At 70.9% G+C, this 16,874-nt stretch carries 17 protein-coding genes; 5 read left to right on the plus strand and 12 right to left on the minus strand.

Annotated elements, in window-relative coordinates; all coding sequences use genetic code 11:
* Positions 1-46: 46 nt before the first annotated feature.
* Positions 47-2,476 carry a beta-glucosidase gene (locus OG841_RS32245; protein WP_328638170.1) on the plus strand — a complete coding sequence of 810 codons (2,430 nt, stop codon included), beginning with the start codon at positions 47-49 and terminating at the stop codon, positions 2,474-2,476.
* A 73-nt stretch (positions 2,477-2,549) separates the two neighbouring features.
* Here OG841_RS32245 and OG841_RS32250 read toward each other — a convergent pair whose 3' ends face one another.
* Both OG841_RS32250 and OG841_RS32255 read right to left on the minus strand, forming a co-directional pair.
* Positions 2,550-3,521: an aldose epimerase family protein gene (locus tag OG841_RS32250; protein ID WP_328638169.1), complete on the minus strand. Its 972-nt coding sequence runs from the start codon at positions 3,519-3,521 to the stop codon at positions 2,550-2,552.
* A gap of 10 nt (positions 3,522-3,531) precedes the next feature.
* Entirely contained in the window at positions 3,532-4,416 is an 885-nt protein-coding gene (locus OG841_RS32255) for an SGNH/GDSL hydrolase family protein (RefSeq protein ID WP_328638168.1), read from the minus strand.
* Between the two features lie 251 nt (positions 4,417-4,667).
* Between OG841_RS32255 and OG841_RS32260 the strand changes: the two genes are divergently transcribed.
* The gene (locus OG841_RS32260) at positions 4,668-5,162 is read left to right on the plus strand and encodes a DUF3145 domain-containing protein (protein ID WP_266565254.1); all 495 of its coding nucleotides are present in this window, start codon (positions 4,668-4,670) and stop codon (positions 5,160-5,162) included.
* A gap of 67 nt (positions 5,163-5,229) precedes the next feature.
* Here the strand turns inward: OG841_RS32260 and fabF are convergent, their stop codons facing one another.
* From fabF to OG841_RS32285, 5 genes are all read right to left on the minus strand, one after another.
* A complete protein-coding gene (gene fabF, locus OG841_RS32265; RefSeq protein ID WP_328638167.1) occupies positions 5,230-6,501 on the minus strand; it encodes a beta-ketoacyl-ACP synthase II in 1,272 nt (423 codons plus the stop codon).
* A gap of 101 nt (positions 6,502-6,602) precedes the next feature.
* Positions 6,603-6,851 carry an acyl carrier protein gene (locus OG841_RS32270; RefSeq protein WP_159767134.1) on the minus strand — a complete coding sequence of 83 codons (249 nt, stop codon included), beginning with the start codon at positions 6,849-6,851 and terminating at the stop codon, positions 6,603-6,605.
* Positions 6,852-6,928: 77 nt separating this feature from the next.
* Positions 6,929-7,924: a ketoacyl-ACP synthase III gene (locus OG841_RS32275; protein WP_328638166.1), complete on the minus strand. Its 996-nt coding sequence runs from the start codon at positions 7,922-7,924 to the stop codon at positions 6,929-6,931.
* A gap of 16 nt (positions 7,925-7,940) precedes the next feature.
* Complete coding sequence (locus OG841_RS32280; protein ID WP_328638165.1) at positions 7,941-8,864, minus strand: ACP S-malonyltransferase; 924 nt, start codon at positions 8,862-8,864, stop codon at positions 7,941-7,943.
* An 89-nt stretch (positions 8,865-8,953) separates the two neighbouring features.
* On the minus strand, positions 8,954-10,159 hold the full coding sequence (locus OG841_RS32285; RefSeq protein WP_306981937.1) for a PucR family transcriptional regulator: 1,206 nt from the start codon (positions 10,157-10,159) through the stop codon (positions 8,954-8,956).
* A gap of 82 nt (positions 10,160-10,241) precedes the next feature.
* Between OG841_RS32285 and OG841_RS32290 the strand changes: the two genes are divergently transcribed.
* Positions 10,242-10,895: a pirin family protein gene (locus OG841_RS32290; RefSeq protein WP_328638164.1), complete on the plus strand. Its 654-nt coding sequence runs from the start codon at positions 10,242-10,244 to the stop codon at positions 10,893-10,895.
* On the opposite strand, the gene OG841_RS32295 is transcribed toward OG841_RS32290, so the two are convergent.
* Both OG841_RS32295 and OG841_RS32300 read right to left on the minus strand, forming a co-directional pair.
* Positions 10,892-11,707 (minus strand): serine hydrolase domain-containing protein, encoded by an 816-nt coding sequence (locus OG841_RS32295; protein ID WP_328638163.1) that lies wholly within the window; start codon positions 11,705-11,707, stop codon positions 10,892-10,894. The two genes, OG841_RS32290 and OG841_RS32295, sit on opposite strands and share 4 nt — an antisense overlap.
* A 236-nt stretch (positions 11,708-11,943) precedes the next feature.
* A complete protein-coding gene (locus OG841_RS32300; protein WP_328638162.1) occupies positions 11,944-12,414 on the minus strand; it encodes a GNAT family N-acetyltransferase in 471 nt (156 codons plus the stop codon).
* Positions 12,415-12,511: 97 nt separating this feature from the next.
* Between OG841_RS32300 and OG841_RS32305 the strand changes: the two genes are divergently transcribed.
* Entirely contained in the window at positions 12,512-12,976 is a 465-nt protein-coding gene (locus OG841_RS32305) for a MerR family transcriptional regulator (RefSeq protein ID WP_326668906.1), read from the plus strand.
* A complete protein-coding gene (locus tag OG841_RS32310; protein ID WP_328638161.1) occupies positions 12,973-13,989 on the plus strand; it encodes an aldo/keto reductase in 1,017 nt (338 codons plus the stop codon). Before OG841_RS32305 ends, OG841_RS32310 begins: the two co-directional genes overlap by 4 nt.
* A 1-nt stretch (position 13,990) precedes the next feature.
* Here the strand turns inward: OG841_RS32310 and OG841_RS32315 are convergent, their stop codons facing one another.
* The 3 genes from OG841_RS32315 to OG841_RS32325 are packed head-to-tail and all read right to left on the minus strand — an operon-like array spanning position 13,991 to position 16,814.
* On the minus strand, positions 13,991-14,848 hold the full coding sequence (locus tag OG841_RS32315) for a DUF4429 domain-containing protein (RefSeq protein ID WP_328643518.1): 858 nt from the start codon (positions 14,846-14,848) through the stop codon (positions 13,991-13,993).
* A gap of 58 nt (positions 14,849-14,906) precedes the next feature.
* Complete coding sequence (locus OG841_RS32320; RefSeq protein WP_328638160.1) at positions 14,907-16,124, minus strand: alpha/beta hydrolase; 1,218 nt, start codon at positions 16,122-16,124, stop codon at positions 14,907-14,909.
* A gap of 54 nt (positions 16,125-16,178) precedes the next feature.
* Positions 16,179-16,814, minus strand: a complete 636-nt coding sequence (locus OG841_RS32325; RefSeq protein WP_328638159.1) for a TetR family transcriptional regulator — start codon at positions 16,812-16,814, stop codon at positions 16,179-16,181.
* Positions 16,815-16,874 lie beyond the last annotated feature (60 nt).

Below are 16,874 nucleotides of genomic sequence, written 5' to 3' on the forward strand. Positions count from 1 at the left end.
TGCACGATGAGGGGACCCGCACGGACTTCAACGAGGAGGCACCGTCATGGCGGCACCCACTCCCGCCGACCAGGCCCGCGAGGCGGCCGTCGAAGCGGCGCTGGCCGGGCTCGACCTCGATGCCAAGGCAGGGCTCCTGGCAGGCCAGGACATGTGGACCCTGCCCGCGCTCCCCGAGATCGGCCTGGACTCCCTCGTCATGTCGGACGGCCCGGTCGGTGTCCGGGGCGTGCGCTGGAGCGCCGACGACCCGTCGATCGCCCTGCCCTCCCCGACCGCGCTGGCCGCCACCTGGGACCCCGAACTCGCCCGCCGCGCAGGCGTACTGCTCGCCCAGGAGGCCCGCCGCAAGGGCGTCCACGTCCTCCTCGCCCCCACCGTCAACCTCCACCGCTCCCCGCTCGGCGGCCGCCACTTCGAGGCCTACAGCGAGGACCCGTATCTCACCGGACGGATCGGCGCCGGATACGTCACCGGCGTACAGGAGGGCGGTGTCGGCACCACCGTCAAGCACTTCGTCGCCAACGACGCCGAGACCGACCGCTTCACGGTGAACAACCTGGTCTCCGAACGCGCCCTGCGCGAGCTGTACCTGGCTCCCTTCGAGCTCATCGTCGAGAACGCCCACCCGTGGGGCATCATGACCGCCTACAACACGGTCAACGGCACGACGATGACCGAGCACCACCACCTGGTCAACGAAGTCCTGCGCGGCGAATGGGGATTCGACGGCTACAACGTCTCCGACTGGATGGCCGCCCGCTCCACCAAGGGCGCCATCGAGGGCGGCCTCGACGTCGCCATGCCCGGCCCGACGACCGTCTACGGCGAGGCCCTCGCCCGGGCCGTGCGGGACGGGGAGGTCGAGGAGAGCGCGGTCGACACGGCCGTACGCCACGTGCTGCGGCTCGCCGCCCGCGTCGGCATCCTGGACGGAGCCGAACCCGTCGTCACCGAGCTCCCGGAGACCGTCGACGGCATCGAACTGGCCCGCGAGATCGCCCGCCGCGCCTTCGTGCTGGTCCACAACCAGGGCGCGCTTCCGCTGAAGGCCGGCACGGTCGCCCTCATCGGCGCCGCCGCCCGCGACGCCCGCGTCCTCGGCGGCGGCTCCGCCACCGTCTTCCCCGACCGGATCGTCTCCCCGCTCGACGGCCTCACCGCCGCCCTCCCCGAGGGCACCCTCAGCTACGCCGTCGGCGCCGACCCCAACACCGAACTCGCCGTCGCCGACAAGGGGTTCAGCCTCGAAGCGGTCTGCCGGGACACGGACGGAGAGGTCATCGGCACGGCCTCCGTGCCCAACGGCCAGATCCAGTGGATGGGTGCGGACCTCCCCGAGGGCGTCACCCACGACCGGTTGCACACCGTCGAGTTGAAGGGCTCCTTCACTCCGCGCGAGAGCGGCACCCACACCTTCGGCATCAAGGGACTGGGCGCCTTCACGCTGGTCGTCGACGGCACGACGTACTACGACGACGTCCAGCGCACCGACAAGGACGACCCCTTCGTCACCTTCTTCGGCGCCCCCGAGCCCCGCGCGCAGGTCGAACTGACCGCGGGCGAGCCGGTCGAGGTCTCCCTCACCCACGTCGTCGTCCTCCCCGAGGAGGTCCCGATGAAGGTCGTCACGTTCTCCCTCGCCCACCAGGACCCGCGGCGCGACCCCGACGAACTGATCGCCGAGGCCGTCGAGGCGGCACGCAACGCCGACACGGCCGTCGTCGTGGTCGCCACCACCGAGCGCGTCGAGTCCGAAGGCTACGACCGGAAGGACCTCGCGCTCCCGGGCCGCCAGGACGAGCTGGTCCGCGCGGTCGCCGCCGCCAACCCGAACACCGTCGTGGTCGTCAACTCCGGCTCCCCGGTGGAGCTGCCCTGGCGCGAGGACGTCGCCGCCGTCCTGCTCGGCTGGTTCCCCGGCCAGGAAGGGGGCGCGGCCCTCGCCGACGTGCTGACCGGCGCCCACGAGCCCGGCGGCCGCCTCCCCACCACCTGGGGCACCCTGGCCGACGCCCCGGTCACCCGGGTCGCTCCGGAGGGCGGCGAACTCCCTTACGACGAGGGTGTGTTCATCGGATACGCGGCCTGGGAGAAGGAAGGCCGCACCCCGGTCTACCCCTTCGGCCACGGCCTCGGCTACACCCACTGGACCTACGAGTCCGTCGAGGTCCGGGGCACCACCGTCCGGGTCGGGCTGCGCAACTCCGGTTCCCGCCCGGGCCGTGAGGTGGTCCAGGTCTATCTGGCGCCCGCCGGACCCGATGCCGAGCGCCCGGCCCGCCGGCTCGCCGGGTTCGCGGGGGCCGTGGCCGGTCCCGGAGAGCGCGTCGAGGTCACCGTGGAGATCCCGCGCCGGGCCTTCGAGATCTGGGACGAGAAGACCTCATCGTGGTCGTATGTGAAGGGTTCGTACGAAATCCAGGTGGGGCGCTCGATCGGCGACCGCCGGGTCACCGCGACGATTAACGTCTGATCCGAGGGGGCACAGCCCTCACACAAGCAGCCCCGGCCCGGGACCTGACCCCTGGGCCGGGGCTCGTGCGTGTCTACCGGCTCGTGAATCCGTAGACCGTCTCCGAGCGGTAGGTCTCTCCCGGCAGCAGCACCGTGCTCGGGAACTCCGGCCGGTTCGGGGAGTCGGGGAAGTGCTGGGTCTCCAGCGCGATGCCGTCGCCGGGTGCGAAGGGCTCGGGCAGATGGTCCGCGGTGTACAGCTGGAGCCCCGGCTCGGTGGTCGCCACCGTCAGCACCCGGCCGGATCCAGGATCGGACAACTCGGCTACCTCGACGGCCCGTTGGGTGACCCCCTTGTCGAGCACGAAGTTGTGGTCGTAGCCCGCGCCGACCTTGCGCGCCCGACGGAAGTCGAAGCGGGTGTCCGCGACCTCCTCGATCCCGGTCGGGATCAGATCGGCGTCGACCGGGGTGAACCGCGAGGCGCCGATCCGCAGTTCGTGCCCGCCCGCGTTCCCGGAGCCGGCCAGGTTGAAGTAGCTGTGGTTGGTCAGGTTGACGATGGTGGGCGCGTCGGTGACCGCCTCGTACGCGATCCGCAGCGCGCCGGACTCGTCCAGGCTGTACGTCCCCGAGACCTCGAGGCGCCCCGGGAAGCCCTCCTCGCCGTGCGCGCTGACCCGGCTCAGCCGCACCCCGTGCTCGCCGGCGGGCTCCATGTCCCACACCCGTTTGTCGAAGCCGTTCTCGCCGCCGTGCAGGGAGTTGGGCGCGTTGTTGGGGGCGAGGGCGTAGGTCAGCCCGTCGAGCTCGAAGCGGCCGCCCGCGATCCGGTTCGCGTACCGTCCGATGAAGGCGCCGAGATACGGACCGGAGTGCTCCAGATATCCGTCCAGCTCGGCGAACCCCAGCACCACGTCCGCCGTCCGCCCGTCCCGGTCCGGAACCTCGACCGACTGCACGATCCCGCCGTACGACAGGATCCGCACGCGGACGCCGGCGCGCTCCAGGGTCCAGCGGTGCACCGGGGTGCCGTCGGAAAGTGTGGCGAAGAGTTCGTTCATGTGCGGAACTTTAAGTCACGGACCTGATCTTGCGGTATGCGATCTCCGCCAGACGCGCCTGTCCGTTCACACTCGGGTGGAACCAGTCCCAGTGGCTGAGCTGGTCGGTGCCGAACCGGTAGTCGTACACCGCGCCCCCGTCGTACCTGCAGTGCCCGTCCTCGGCGCACACCTGCTTCAGTACGGAGTTGTAGGCCTCCACCCGCTCCTGCACGGTGTCCCGCCGCTCGGTCGCCGCCGCGTCCAGGGCGTCCGCGTCGGCCAGCATCGACGGACACACGCCCAGCTTCCACACCTGCTTGCCCAGCGGATTGGCGCGGCCCTCGGACCACAGCCGCTTGAGGTTCGGCACGCTCGCCACGTACACCTGCGCCTTGGGCGCCTGTTTGCGCAGCACGCTCAGCGCGTCCTCGAAGCCGGATCGGAACGCGGACACCGAGGTCATCGCCGCGGTGGAGTCCCGGCAGGCGTCGTTGGCGCCCACCATCACCGTGACCAGCCCGGGTGTCCGCGCCGCCGCCCGTGCCATCTGCCCGGGCAGATCGGCCATCCGCGCCCCGGACACCGCGTAGTTCCAGCTGCGCTCGGCCGCCTTCGCCCGCCCCAGCAGCCGTACGGCGAGAGAGTCGACCTGGGTGCTGCCGCCGGTGGCCCAGGACACGTCGGGGCAGTCCTTCAGGATCCCGCAGGCGTCGAAGCCGCGCGTGATGGAGTCGCCGACAGCGGCCATCGAACCCGGGCTGCTGTCCCACGCCGGAGTCGGCTTCGGCGAGGGTGTGGCCTTCTGCGTGGGGCCCGCCGCGTCGCCCCCCACCGCGTCGCACCCGGCGACGCCCAGGAGAGCCGCCGTCAGAACGGCGACGACGGCCCGTGAACGGGGGCCCTGCTTCCGCATCCGTGGTGATCCCCTCGTGAAAAGGATGGTCCTCTCATAACAACGCAGAAGAGTTCCCGATGGCCGCGAGGGAACGATCGACACCCGTACTAGCGTCCTGCCGGGTGAATGGCGGGCGTTTCGGGGCACTGGGACCGACGGTACGTCACACTCCTTGCCCCGCCGCACGGTAGCCTCGCCATCAACGTGGCCGGCCGGCATCGCCGCCATGCCGGCCAGCAAGACCTGTCCCGCTCTGCCCGGAGGTCCCGGTGACGACACGTGGAGTTCTGTACGTGCACTCCGCGCCGCGCGCGCTGTGCCCGCACGTCGAGTGGGCCGTCGCCGGGGTGCTCGGCACGCGCGTCAACCTCGACTGGATCCGGCAGCCGGCCGCACCGGGCACCTGGCGCTCGGAGTTCTCCTGGAAGGCCGAGGTGGGCACGGCGTCCAAGCTCGCGTCGGCCCTCAGAGGCTGGCACCTGCTGCGCTTCGAGGTCACGGCCGAGCCCTGCCCCACCGCCGAGGGCGAGCGCTACAGCTGCACCCCGGAACTGGGCATCTTCCACGCCGTCACCGGCATCCACGGCGACATCCTGATCCCGGAGGACCGCCTGCGCGCGGCCCTGACCCGCTCGCAGCGGGGGGAGACGGACCTGGAGGCCGAGCTGGCCAAGCTCCTCGGCAAGCCCTGGGACGACGAACTGGAGCCCTTCAGGTACGCCGGTGAGGGCGCCCCGGTCCGCTGGCTGCACCAGGTCGTCTGAAGGTCTCCGCACACGTGAAGGGCCCCCACCGACCGGTGGGGGCCCTTCAGTTGCGTACGAACGATTCTCAGACCGTACGGAACGCCAGCACCACGTTGTGCCCGCCGAACCCGAACGAGTCGTTCAGCGCGGCGATACGGCCCTCCACGGGCAGCTTGCGGGCCTCGCCGCGGACGACGTCGGCGTTGGCCTCCGCCTCCGGGTCGAGGTTCTCGACGTTGATGGTCGGCGGAGCCACCCGGTGGTACAGGGCGAGCACCGTCGCGACCGTCTCCACGCCGCCCGCGCCACCCAGCAGGTGACCGGTCATCGACTTGGTGGCGGACACGGCCATGTGATCGGCGTCGTCGCCGAACACCTTCCGCAGTGCCTTGAGCTCGGCGATGTCACCGGCCGGAGTCGACGTCGCGTGCGCGTTCACGTGCACGATCTCCGCCGGGTCCAGGTCGGTGCTGTCCAGCAGGTTCTCGAGCGCGCGCGAGATGCCACGCCCCTCGGGCTCCGGCTGCACGATGTCGTGCGCGTCGGCGGAGATGCCCTGTCCCACCGCCTCGGCGTACACCCGCGCACCGCGCGCGGCGGCGTGCTCGGCGGACTCCAGGACGACGACCCCGGCGCCCTCGCCGAGGACGAAGCCGTCCCGGGCGACGTCGTAGGGACGCGAGGCGCCCTCGGGGTTCTCGTTGTTCTTGGACATCGCCATCATGTTGCCGAACGCGGCGATGGGCAGCGGGTGGATCGCCGCCTCCGTGCCACCGGCGACGACGACGTCGGCGCGGCCGGTACGGATCATCTCGATGCCGTAGCCGATGGCCTCGGCGCCCGACGCGCAGGCGGAGACCGGGGTGTGCACGCCCGCGCGGGCGCCCACCAGCAGACCCACGTTGGCGGACGGGCCGTTGGGCATCAGCATCGGCACGGTGTGCGGGGAGACGCGGCGGACGCCCTTCTCCTTGAGCACGTCGTACTGGTCGAGAAGGGTCGTCACACCACCGATGCCGGAGGCGATGACGGCGCCGAGACGGTCGGGGTCGACCTTGTCGTCCTCGCCGGCCTTGGCTTCGAAGCCCGCGTCGGCCCACGCCTCCTTGGCCGCGATCAGCGCGAACTGCGCCGAGCGGTCAAGACGGCGGGCCTGCGGCCGGGGAATCACCTCGGTCGGCTCCACCGCGATCTGCGCGGCGATGCGGACCGCCTGCTCAGCGGCCCACTCCTGCTCCAGGGGCTTGACGCCGGACTTGCCGGCGACCAGACCCTCCCAGGTAGAGGCTGCGTCGCCACCCAGCGGTGTGGTTGCGCCGATACCGGTGACGACCACGGTGCGATTGGTCGGGCTCACGGGAAATCTTTCTCCAACGTTACGAGGATTAAGCGGCGCCACCGCCGGGTGGCGGGGCCGGCACGTCCGGCCTGGAGGGCTCCTGACGGAGCCCGGGGGACTCAGGCCTGGTGCTTGAGGATGTAGTTGGTCGCGTCGCCGACGGTCTTGAGGTTCTTGACGTCGTCGTCCGGGATCTTGACGTCGAAGCGCTCTTCAGCGGCGACGACGACCTCGACCATGGACAGCGAGTCGACGTCCAGGTCGTCGGTGAAGGACTTGTCCAGCTGGACGTCCTCAACCGGGATGCCGGCGATCTCGTTCACGATGTCGGCAAGACCGGCGACGATCTCTTCCTGAGTGGCGGCCATTTGGCGCTCCTTCGTTTTCTTATCCAGAGGGTTGGCAGTGCTTCCCGTCCCGGACCGGGTGATCCGGCACGGAGTGCCTAGGGGAGGGTAACGACAGTGGCGGCGTAGACGAGACCCGCCCCGAATCCGATGACGAGCGCGGTGTCGCCGCTCTTCGCCTCGCCGGTCGCCAGGAGCCGCTCCATGGCGAGCGGGATCGAGGCGGCCGAGGTGTTGCCGGTGGTGCGCACGTCACGCGCGACCGTGACGTGCTCCGGCAGTTTCAGCGTCTTCACCATCGAGTCGATGATCCGCTCGTTGGCCTGGTGGGGAATGAAGACGTCCAGGTCGTCCGGGGCGATCCCGGCCGCGTCCAGCGCCTGCTGGGCGACCTTCGCCATCTCGAACACGGCCCAGCGGAACACCGCTTGGCCCTCCTGCGTGATCGCAGGGAACTTGCCCGTGGAGTCGTACTCGGTCCACGCCACGGTCTGCTTGATCGTCTCGGACTTGTCGCCCTCGGAGCCCCAGACGGTGGGGCCGATGGCCGGCTCCTGGGCGGGGCCCACGACGACCGCGCCGGCACCGTCGCCGAACAGGAAGGCCGTGGCGCGGTCCTCCAGGTCGGTCAGGTCGGACAGCCGCTCGACACCGATGACGAGGACGTACTCTGCCGAGCCCTCGACGATCATGCCCTTGGCGAGGGTGAGGCCGTAGCCGAAGCCCGCGCAGCCCGCCGAGATGTCGAAGGCGGCGGCCTTGTTCGTGCCCAGCTTGTCGGCGATCTCGGTCGCCACGGCCGGGGTCTGCTTGAAGTGCGAGACGGTCGAGACGATCACGCCGCCGATCTGCTCGGCGGAGATCCCGGCGTCGGCGATCGCCTTGCCGGACGCCTCGATCGACATCGCGGCGACGGTCTCCTCGGCGTTCGCCCAGTGCCGGGTCTGGATGCCGGAGCGCGAGCGGATCCACTCGTCGGACGAGTCGATCGTTTCGAGGATCACCTCGTTCGGCACGACCCGGGTCGGGCGGTAGCCGCCGACACCGAGGATGCGCGCGTACGGGGCGCCCTTGCTGGGCTTGATCTTCGACATGCTCTCGTGCTCCTTCTCAGGCACCGTGCTCGGCGATGAGCTCGCGAGCAGCGTCGAGGTCCTCGGGGGTCTTCAGTGCCAGCGTCTTGACGCCGGGCAGCGCGCGCTTGGCGAGGCCGACCAGCGTGCCGCCGGGGGAGACCTCGATGAACGCGGTGGCGCCGAGCTGCTTGAACGTCTCCATGCACAGGTCCCAGCGCACCGGGTTGGCGACCTGCCCGACCAGTCGCTCCAGCACCTCGGCGCCGGTGGCGACGGCCTGGCCGTCCTTGTTGGAGACGTAGGTGACCGTCGGGTCGGCTGCCGCCAGGTCGGCGGCGGCCTTGGCGAGCGCGTCGACCGCGGGAGCCATGTGGTGCGTGTGGAAGGCGCCGGCGACCTTGAGCGGGACGACCTTGCGGACGCCCTCGGGCTTGTCGTCGTTCAGCACGGCGAGCTGCTCCAGCGTGCCCGCGGCGACGATCTGCCCCGCGCCGTTGACGTTCGCCGGGGTCAGACCCAGCTTCTCCAGGTGCGCGACCGAGACTTCGGGGTCGCCGCCGAGCAGCGCCGACATGCCGGTCTCGGTGATCGCGGCGGCGTCGGCCATGGCCAGACCCCGCCTGCGTACGAGGGTGAGCGCGGCGGTGTCGTCCAGAACGCCCGCGAAGGCGGCGGCGGTGATCTCACCGACACTGTGCCCGGCGACCGCGCCGGGGGCGATGTCGGTGATGGCACCGAGTGCCGAGGCGGACAGGATCCCGGCCGCGACCAGCAGCGGCTGGGCCACCGCGGTGTCACGGATGGCGTCCGCGTCGGCCTGTGTGCCGTAGTGGGCGAGGTCCAGGCCGATGGCGTCGGACCACGCGGCGACGCGGTCCGCGGCACCGGGGAGTTCGAGCCAGGGGGTCAGGAAGCCGGGCGTCTGGGCGCCCTGGCCGGGAGCGACGAGTACGAGCACTCTCACACTCTCTCTTGAGGGCGGCCCAAGCCGCCCGTGGGGACAGGGACGAAGAACATGGAGGGGTTTTGTGGGCCCCCGACAAAAGCCTAGGGCTGGGGATCTCCGTCGGCCAGACGCCCCAGGATGAGCGCGATCCGCAGGGTGAACGCCGAACGTACATCGGAGGGCGACCAGCCGGTGACGTCAGTCACACGTCGAAGCCGGTAGCGCACGGTGTTGGGATGCACGAAAAGCATCCGGGCCGCACCCTCCAGACTGGACGCCTGTTCGAGGTAGACGGAGAGCGTCTCCAGGAGCGCGGAACCGGCCTCCTCCAGCGGTCTGTAGATCTCCTCCACCAACTGCTGGCGCGCACTGGGATCCCCGGCCATCGCGCGTTCCGGAAGCAGGTCGTCCGCCAGGACCGGGCGCGGAGCGTCCTGCCAGGCGGAACACGCCTTGAGCCCGGCGGCGGCGGCCTGCGCGGACCGGGTGGCGGCGAGCAGATCGGGTACGACGGGCCCCGCGACCACGGGTCCGGCCGCATAAGGCCCGATCAGGGACTTGGCCACGGCGAGGGGGTTGTCGCTGCCGCCCGCGATGACGACCAGTCGGGAGCCGAGCACTCCGGTCAGCACCTGGAGCTTGGCGTGCCGGGCGGCCCGTCGGATGGCCTCGACGGTCAGCTCGGAGTCGCCGTCGGGAGCGGTGCCGAGGAGGACGCACACATGCTCGGGAGCGTTCCAGCCCAGCGCGGCGGCCCTGCTCACGGCCCCCTCGTCGGCCTCACCGCTGAGCACGGCGTTCACGACGAGCGACTCCAGCCGGGCGTCCCAGGCACCGCGTGCCTCGGCGGCCTGGGCGTAGACCTGGGCGGTGGCGAAGGCGATCTCGCGGGCGTACACGAGCAGGGCCTCGCGCAGCACGGACTCGTCACCGGGGGCGGCGACCTCGTCGATCGCGCTCTCCATGACCTCGATGGTCGTCCTGACCATCTCCACGGTCTGGCGGAGCGTGATGGCCCGGGTCAGCTCACGGGGAGCGGTCCCGAACACGTCGGTGGAGATGGCCTGCGGGGCGTCCGGATGCCGGAACCACTCGGTGAAGGCCGCGATACCGGCCTGGGCGACCAACCCGATCCAGGAACGGTTCTCCGGAGGCATGGCCCGGTACCACGGCAGCGTCTCGTCCATGCGCGCGATGGCCTGCTGCGCGAGAGACCCGGACGACTTCTCCAGCCGCTTCAGGGTCGCGACATGGGCGTGGACGCCGGGCGCGTCGGGGTCGGACTTGCGGTGTTCGGGTTCGGGCACGGGGACAAGACTGCCTTATCCGGACGTCAACGCGCGCCGCCGGGTACCGACTGCGGCCCACCCCGGGGACTACCGTGGTCCCGTGACGGACGTACGGCGCGCGACGGAGCGCTACCCAGGCGGGGATCCCGGGGCCGGGATCGAGTCGTGGCACGCCTTCTCGTTCGGGCCGCACTACGACCCCGACAACCTCCGCTTCGGCGCGCTGATCGCCTGCAACGAGGAACGGCTCGTGCCCGGCGCCGGGTTCGACGAGCATCCGCACAGCCACACCGAGATCGTGACGTGGGTGGTCGAGGGGGAGCTGACGCACCGGGACTCGACGGGGCACGAGACGGTCGTACGCGCCGGTGACGTCCAGCGGCTCAGCGCCGCCGCGGGCGTCCGGCACATCGAGCGCAACGACGCCGAGACCCCGCTGACCTTCGTGCAGACCTGGCTGGCGCCCCTGGAGCCGGGCGGTGAGCCGGCGTACGAGATCGTCCGCGGGATCGCCGACTCCACGCCGTACGCCGTCCCGGAGGCGGGCGCGATGCTCCACGTGCGGCGGCTGGCCGCGGGGGAGCGGACCGCGGTGCCGGACGGGCGGTATCTGTACGTCCATGTCGTGCGGGGCGAAGTGCGGCTGGACGGCGAGGAGTTGGGGCCGGGCGACGCGGCCCGGGTCACCGACGCCAAGGAACGGGATTTGGTGGCGGCGACCCCGGCCGAGCTGCTGGTGTGGGAGATGTCCTAGAGGCTTGCCAGCACGGCGTCGGTGAACGCCGGCCACGCCTCGACCGCCCACGGTCCGAACGCGCGGTCGGTCAGCGCCACACAGGCCGCCCCCGCGTCCGGGTCGATCCACAGGAACGTGCCGGACTGGCCGAAGTGCCCGAAGGTGCGCGGGGAGGACGAAGAGCCCGTCCAGTGGGGGGACTTGCCGTCGCGGATCTCGAAGCCGAGGCCCCAGTCGTTGGGGTTCTGGTGGCCGTAGCCGGGGAGCACGCCCTTCGTGCCCGGGTACTGGACCGTCATCGCCTCCGCGACCGTGCGCGGGTCCAGCAGCCGTGGCGCCTGCACCTCCGCCGCGAACCGGAGAAGATCCTCGACCGTCGACACACCGTCCTTCGCGGGGGAACCCTCCAGGGACGTCGACGCCATGCCCAGTGGCTCGAGCACCGCCTGCCGCAGATACTCCGCGAACGGGATGTCCGTCGCCTTGGCGACATGGTCGCCGAGCTGCTCGAACCCTGCGTTCGAGTACAGCCGCCGCTCCCCGGGAGCAGCCGTCACCCGGTGCTCGTCGAAGGCCAGCCCCGAGGTGTGCGCGAGCAGATGACGCACCGTCGATCCGCTCGGCCCGGCCGGCTCGTCGAGCTCGATCGCTCCCTCCTCGTACGCGACGAGGACGGCGTACGCGGCGAGCGGCTTGGTGACCGAGGCCAGCGGGAAGCGCCGGTCGACAGGACCGTGGATACCGAGGACCGTGCCGTCACCGCGCACCACCCCTGCCGCGGCGGTGGGAACCGGCCAGTTTTCGATCAACGCGAGGCTCTGCAAGGACATGCCGTCGAGACTAGGGCCTGTCCGGCGGATCATGCCGACGTCGCGGGGTCTGGTACGCACTCCCCCACTGCCCAAAAGGCGTGGGGGGACCCCCAGCGGCGTTGTCGTCCCTCGCCGACGCTCCGCGTCGACTCCCTCCTCCGCCTTGCAGCTGCACGCACCAGACCCCGCTCACCTGCACTGATCAGGCACCGTTGCTCGCAGTCGGCCTGATCCGCCGGACAGGCCCTAGCCGCTCAGAGCTTCAGCATCATCGTGGGGTCCGGCTTGTGGACGAAGCCGAGGGAGACGTAGAGCGGCTCGGCCTCCGGGGACGCGGTCAGCATGACCTGACCGGCGCCCCGCTCGCGGAACCACGCCAGCAGTTCGTCCATGCACGCGCGCGCGTAGCCGCGCCGACGCGCGTCCGGGTCGGTGGCGACGCTGAAGACGTACCCGGCCAGGCCGTGCGGATTGGCCGCCTTCCCGATCCGGTAGTCGACCGTCCCGACCACCAGTGCCGCCAGCATCCCCGGCCGGTCCGGGTGGTCGACGACGAAGGCCGCGAAGTCGCCGTCGGCCTCGGCCAGCTTCCCCCGCAGCGACGGCAGCGCCTCCGTGTGCCACGCTGTGGAGCTGTCGCCGCCGGGCAGAGCGTCGATCATCACCTGGCGCAGCCGCAGTACTTCTTCGGCGTCCTCGGTCGTGGCACGGCGTACGAGACTCATGCACCGCACGTTAGCGATCGCACCCGAGAGCCGTCCTGCCGATTTCTTACCGGTTCCGCTTGCTTCGAGTGCACTCCAAGGCCATAGCGTTGGGGTCATGACGGTGATGGAGACCACGGGTACCAGGACCGACAGCTGCGCGGCTCCGCCGCACCCCCACCGGCGTCCGGCCGGACAGGACAGCTACACGATCAGCGAGGTCGTCGCCTTCACCGGCCTGACCGCGCACACCCTGCGCTGGTACGAGCGCATCGGCCTGATGCCGCACATCGACCGCTCGCACACCGGCCAGCGTCGCTACAGCAACCGCGACCTCGACTGGCTCGACCTCGTCGGCAAGCTCCGGCTCACCGGCATGCCGGTCGCCGACATGGTGCGGTACGCGGAACTGGTGCGGGAGGGCGACCACACGTTCACCGAACGGTTCGAGCTCCTGGAGACGACCCGCCGGGACGTCCTGTCCCGGATCGCGGAGCTCCAGGACACGCTCGCCGTGCTCGACCGGAAGATCAGCTTCTACGCCGACGCCGGTCGCGCCTACGAAACGGAGAAGGCAGGATGACGGACAGCACCATCCCGACCGCACGGCTCGGCGACACCGGTCCCGAGGTCGGAGCCCAGGGACTCGGCTGCATGGGCATGAGTTTCGCGTACGGCCCCACGGACGCGAAGGAGTCCCGGGCCACCCTGGAGCGGGCGCTGGAACTAGGCATCACGCTCTACGACACGGCGGACGCCTACGGCAACGGGGAGAACGAGAAGTTCCTGTCCCCGTTCTTCAAGGCCCACCGCGACGAGGTCGTGATCGCCACCAAGTTCGCCCTGTCGATCCCGCCGGAGGACCCGACCCGGCGGATCATCCGCAACGACCCGCCGTACATCCGCCAGGCCGTCGAGGCGAGCCTGAAGCGCCTCGACGTCGAGGCGATCGACCTCTACTACATGCACCGGCGCGATGTGCACGTGCCGATCGTGGAGTCCGTCGGCACCATGGCCGAGCTGGTGCGCGAGGGCAAGGTCAAGCACCTGGGCCTGAGCGAGGTCACCGCCGCGGAGCTGCGTGCGGCGCAGGCGGTGCACCCCATCGCCGCCGTGCAGTCGGAGTGGTCCCTGTTCAGCCGTGACATCGAGGCCAAGGTGGTCCCGGCGGCCCGCGAGCTGGGCGTGGCGCTCGTGCCGTACTCGCCGCTCGGGCGCGGCTTCCTCACCGGGTCCTTCACCAACGCCGACAAGGACCTCACCGCCGACGACTTCCGCCGCCAGCAGCCCCGCTTCACGGGCGAGAACGCGACGGCGAACGCGGCCCTGCTGGAGCCGATCCGTACGGTCGCCGAGGCCCACGGAGTCTCCCTGGGCCAGGTCGCCCTGGCCTGGGTCCAGCAGCAGAGCGCGGTGCACGACCTCCCGGTGATCCCGATCCCGGGCACCCGCAAGCCCGGCAGGGTGGCGGAGAACGCGGCGGCGACGGGCATCGAGCTCACCAAGGAGGAGCTGGAGCTCCTGGAGCCGATCGCGGCACAGGTGGCGGGCGACCGGTACGCGGACATGCGGTTCTCGTCCGCCGGCCGGGAGTGAGCTAGAGCTCCGCCAGCAACTCCGCCTTCTTCACGGAGAACTCCTCGTCGGTGACCAGGCCCGCCTGGTGCAGTTCTCCGAGGTGGCGGATGCGCTCGGCGATGTCGGCGGGGTCCCGGCGCGGCGCGGTCGCGGCCGGGACCGCCGCCGCGGGCCCCCGTCGGCGTACGGCGGCCAGGACCGCCGCCGCGAACGGCAGCGACTCATGGACCGGCCCGTACCCGAGCCCGAACACCACCGCCGCCGGATCCTGATCCGCCTGCACCGGCCCCGGCTCCCCGCGCAGCAGCCGCAGATGCCCCTCGAAGACCTCCGGCGACCGCCACTCCACCCCGGTCAGCTCGGACACCGGGAAACTCTGGTCGCCGGCCTTCCACTTCGCCGAGGACGCTCCCGTCCAGAACCACCGGAAGTGCACGGTACGGCCGTCGAAGGACGCCTTCCCGTCGTACGCCTTGAACTGCAACGGCACCTCGGGCGCCGGCACCAGGAATCGTTCGGCCGGCTCGTCGTCCTCTTTCAGGAGCGTGCGCAACTCGTCCGCGTAGTACTCGGCGAGCGTCTCCTTGTCGCCCGGCAGCACCAGCCGGTACGGATCGCACCCTTCCTTCAGCTGCCCCGCCGCCGCCTCCACGAGCGGATCCGCCCCCGGTCGCGGCTCGGCGTGCAACACCACCGTGCCCCGCTTGCCGGGAGTCAGCGTCACCCCGGAGATCGCCTCCAGGGGGATCCGCCGCTCTCCCAGCGCCTGGAAGAGCTTCGGTGTTCGAATCCCCCGTTCGTAGCGGATGAGCACGGAGTCGGACTCGAACTCCCAGGCGGCATGAAATCCGGCCAGTACGTCACCCATGCGGGTCATCGTATTCGGCACGAGCTTCTTCGTCCCCTCCTCGCGCAGACCGCAGTTCCTGCAGTCTCTACGCGCGTCCGGCCGTGGCCGTGCCGGACAAACCGGCGCGACAGGCTTCGTCCTCGTGGGCGCAGTGCACTGAGCGGTATGCGCCAATGCCGATCTCGGCGAAGTTGAGCAGGCTCTCCGTTCCGGGCTCGAAGTAACCGGCGTGACCGTCCGCACCCCGCGCGGACAGCACGCGCGCGCCGAACGCGGAGGACACCGGGTCGGCGCCGTGGCCGAGCCCACCGACCTCCATGTACGGCACGTCCTGGATCCAGTCGTCGGCGTCCCGCATCGCCCACACATGGGCGGTGGTACGCAGATGGGAGGCGTTGGCGACCCGCATCCCGGGGCTGCCGGCCACCGCGATGTCGGCCACCCGGTCGGGCAGTGTGCGCGCGGCCACCCCGCACACCACGGAGCCGTAGCTGTGGCAGAACAGGGAGACCGGCGAGGCGCCGGGCAGTGCGCGCACCAGCGCGTTCAGCCGGACGGCGCCGGTCTCGGCGCGCATCGCGGTGGCCGAGTCGATGCCGAGTCCGGCGGGTGCCGTGTAGTCGGCCCAGGCGATCACCGCCGTACGCGTGGCAGGGCTCGCCGCACGTTCGGCCTGGTAGAGGGCCTTGGCCATGCCGACCGGCGCGGAGTAACTGCGGCTGGTGCGCTGGAAGGTGAGCAGGTCGGTGTCGACGCCGGGCACGACGAGGGAGATCCGCTCGGCCGTGCCGAGATCGCCGAAGACCTCCGCGACCCGGCCGGAGCCGTCGGGGTCGAAGGCGAGGATGTGGCGCTCCGGAGCCGTCAGCGACTCGAAGCGGTGCATACGGCGGCCCGCCTCCTGCTGACCGGCCGGCGTGAGCCGGGTGTCGTGCATGCGGCTGCGCTCGACGGTACGGGCCTGCAGGAGCGCGAGGCGGTTGGCCTGGTAGCGCAGGGTGACGGGGGCGCCGTTCATGTTGCCGACCGCGAGCGGGTAGCGCTGGGCGAGGTGGACCCGCTCCTGGGAGGTGAGCGAGGCGAAGAAGCGCGTGAGCCGGTCGGGGGCGGTGTCCGGGTCGGGCAGCGGGTGTCCGTGCAGGCGACCGTCCGCCCAGGACTCGAGCGAGGCCTGGAGAGGCGTGGCCTCCCTCTGGTTGCGCAGCGCGGTCCAGCCGGTGGTCGCCAGCATCACGAACACCACGGCCAGCGCGAGCAGTGCGCGCCAGACGTTGAGTTGCGGGGAGGTGTCGAAGGAAGTCACTGAAAGGACACACTAGGAGAACGGGACGGTCTCGGGTTAATCCAGTGACGGGGATCACGTTTTGGTGTAAGAGAACCACTTGCCGGTCAGGGCCGGGCCGAGCAGCTCCAGGTGCGAGACCGTCAACGCGCGCATGGCCTCCAGACTGAACTCCCCGTCGGTCAGCCACTGCCGTTCCGTCACCCGCATCACACCGCTGAAGACGGCCACCAGCAGTCTGGGTCGCGGGTCGGTGGCCGCGTCGAGGCCCTCGCGTTCGGCGAGCACACGCGTGAGCACCTCCTCGACCTCCGCCGAGCGCCGCAGATGGGCGGCGAGCAGGACGGGTGTCGACTCGATCACCCGGTACATGGCCAGGAAGCGCGCCACCGGCACGACCGACTCGACGACCTCGTGCAGCGTGTCCCAGCCCTCCAGTACGGCCTGGCGCAGCGCCTCCAGCGGGGGTTCGTGCGACGGACGCGCGCGTACGGCGTCGACGAAGCGCGTCACCGTCATCTCGTCGAGCGCCAGCGCCGCGTCCTCCTTGCCGGCGAAGTACCGGAAGAAGGTGCGCTGCGAGACCCCGACGGCGTCGGCGATGTCGTCGACGGTCGTCCGCTCGTAGCCCTCGGTGGTGAAGAGCTCGATGGCGACCCGCAGCAGTGCCTCTCGGGTGCGCTGCTTCTTGCGTTCGCGCAGAGTTTCCATTGGTGTCAGTTACCGACTTGTGAATTGGTTTGTCAATTGTCAGTGGCTGTCACTAGCCTC

Origin of the sequence: Streptomyces canus (genome assembly GCF_041435015.1) — a bacterium.
GTDB classification, from domain to species: Bacteria; Actinomycetota; Actinomycetes; order Streptomycetales; family Streptomycetaceae; genus Streptomyces; species Streptomyces canus_G.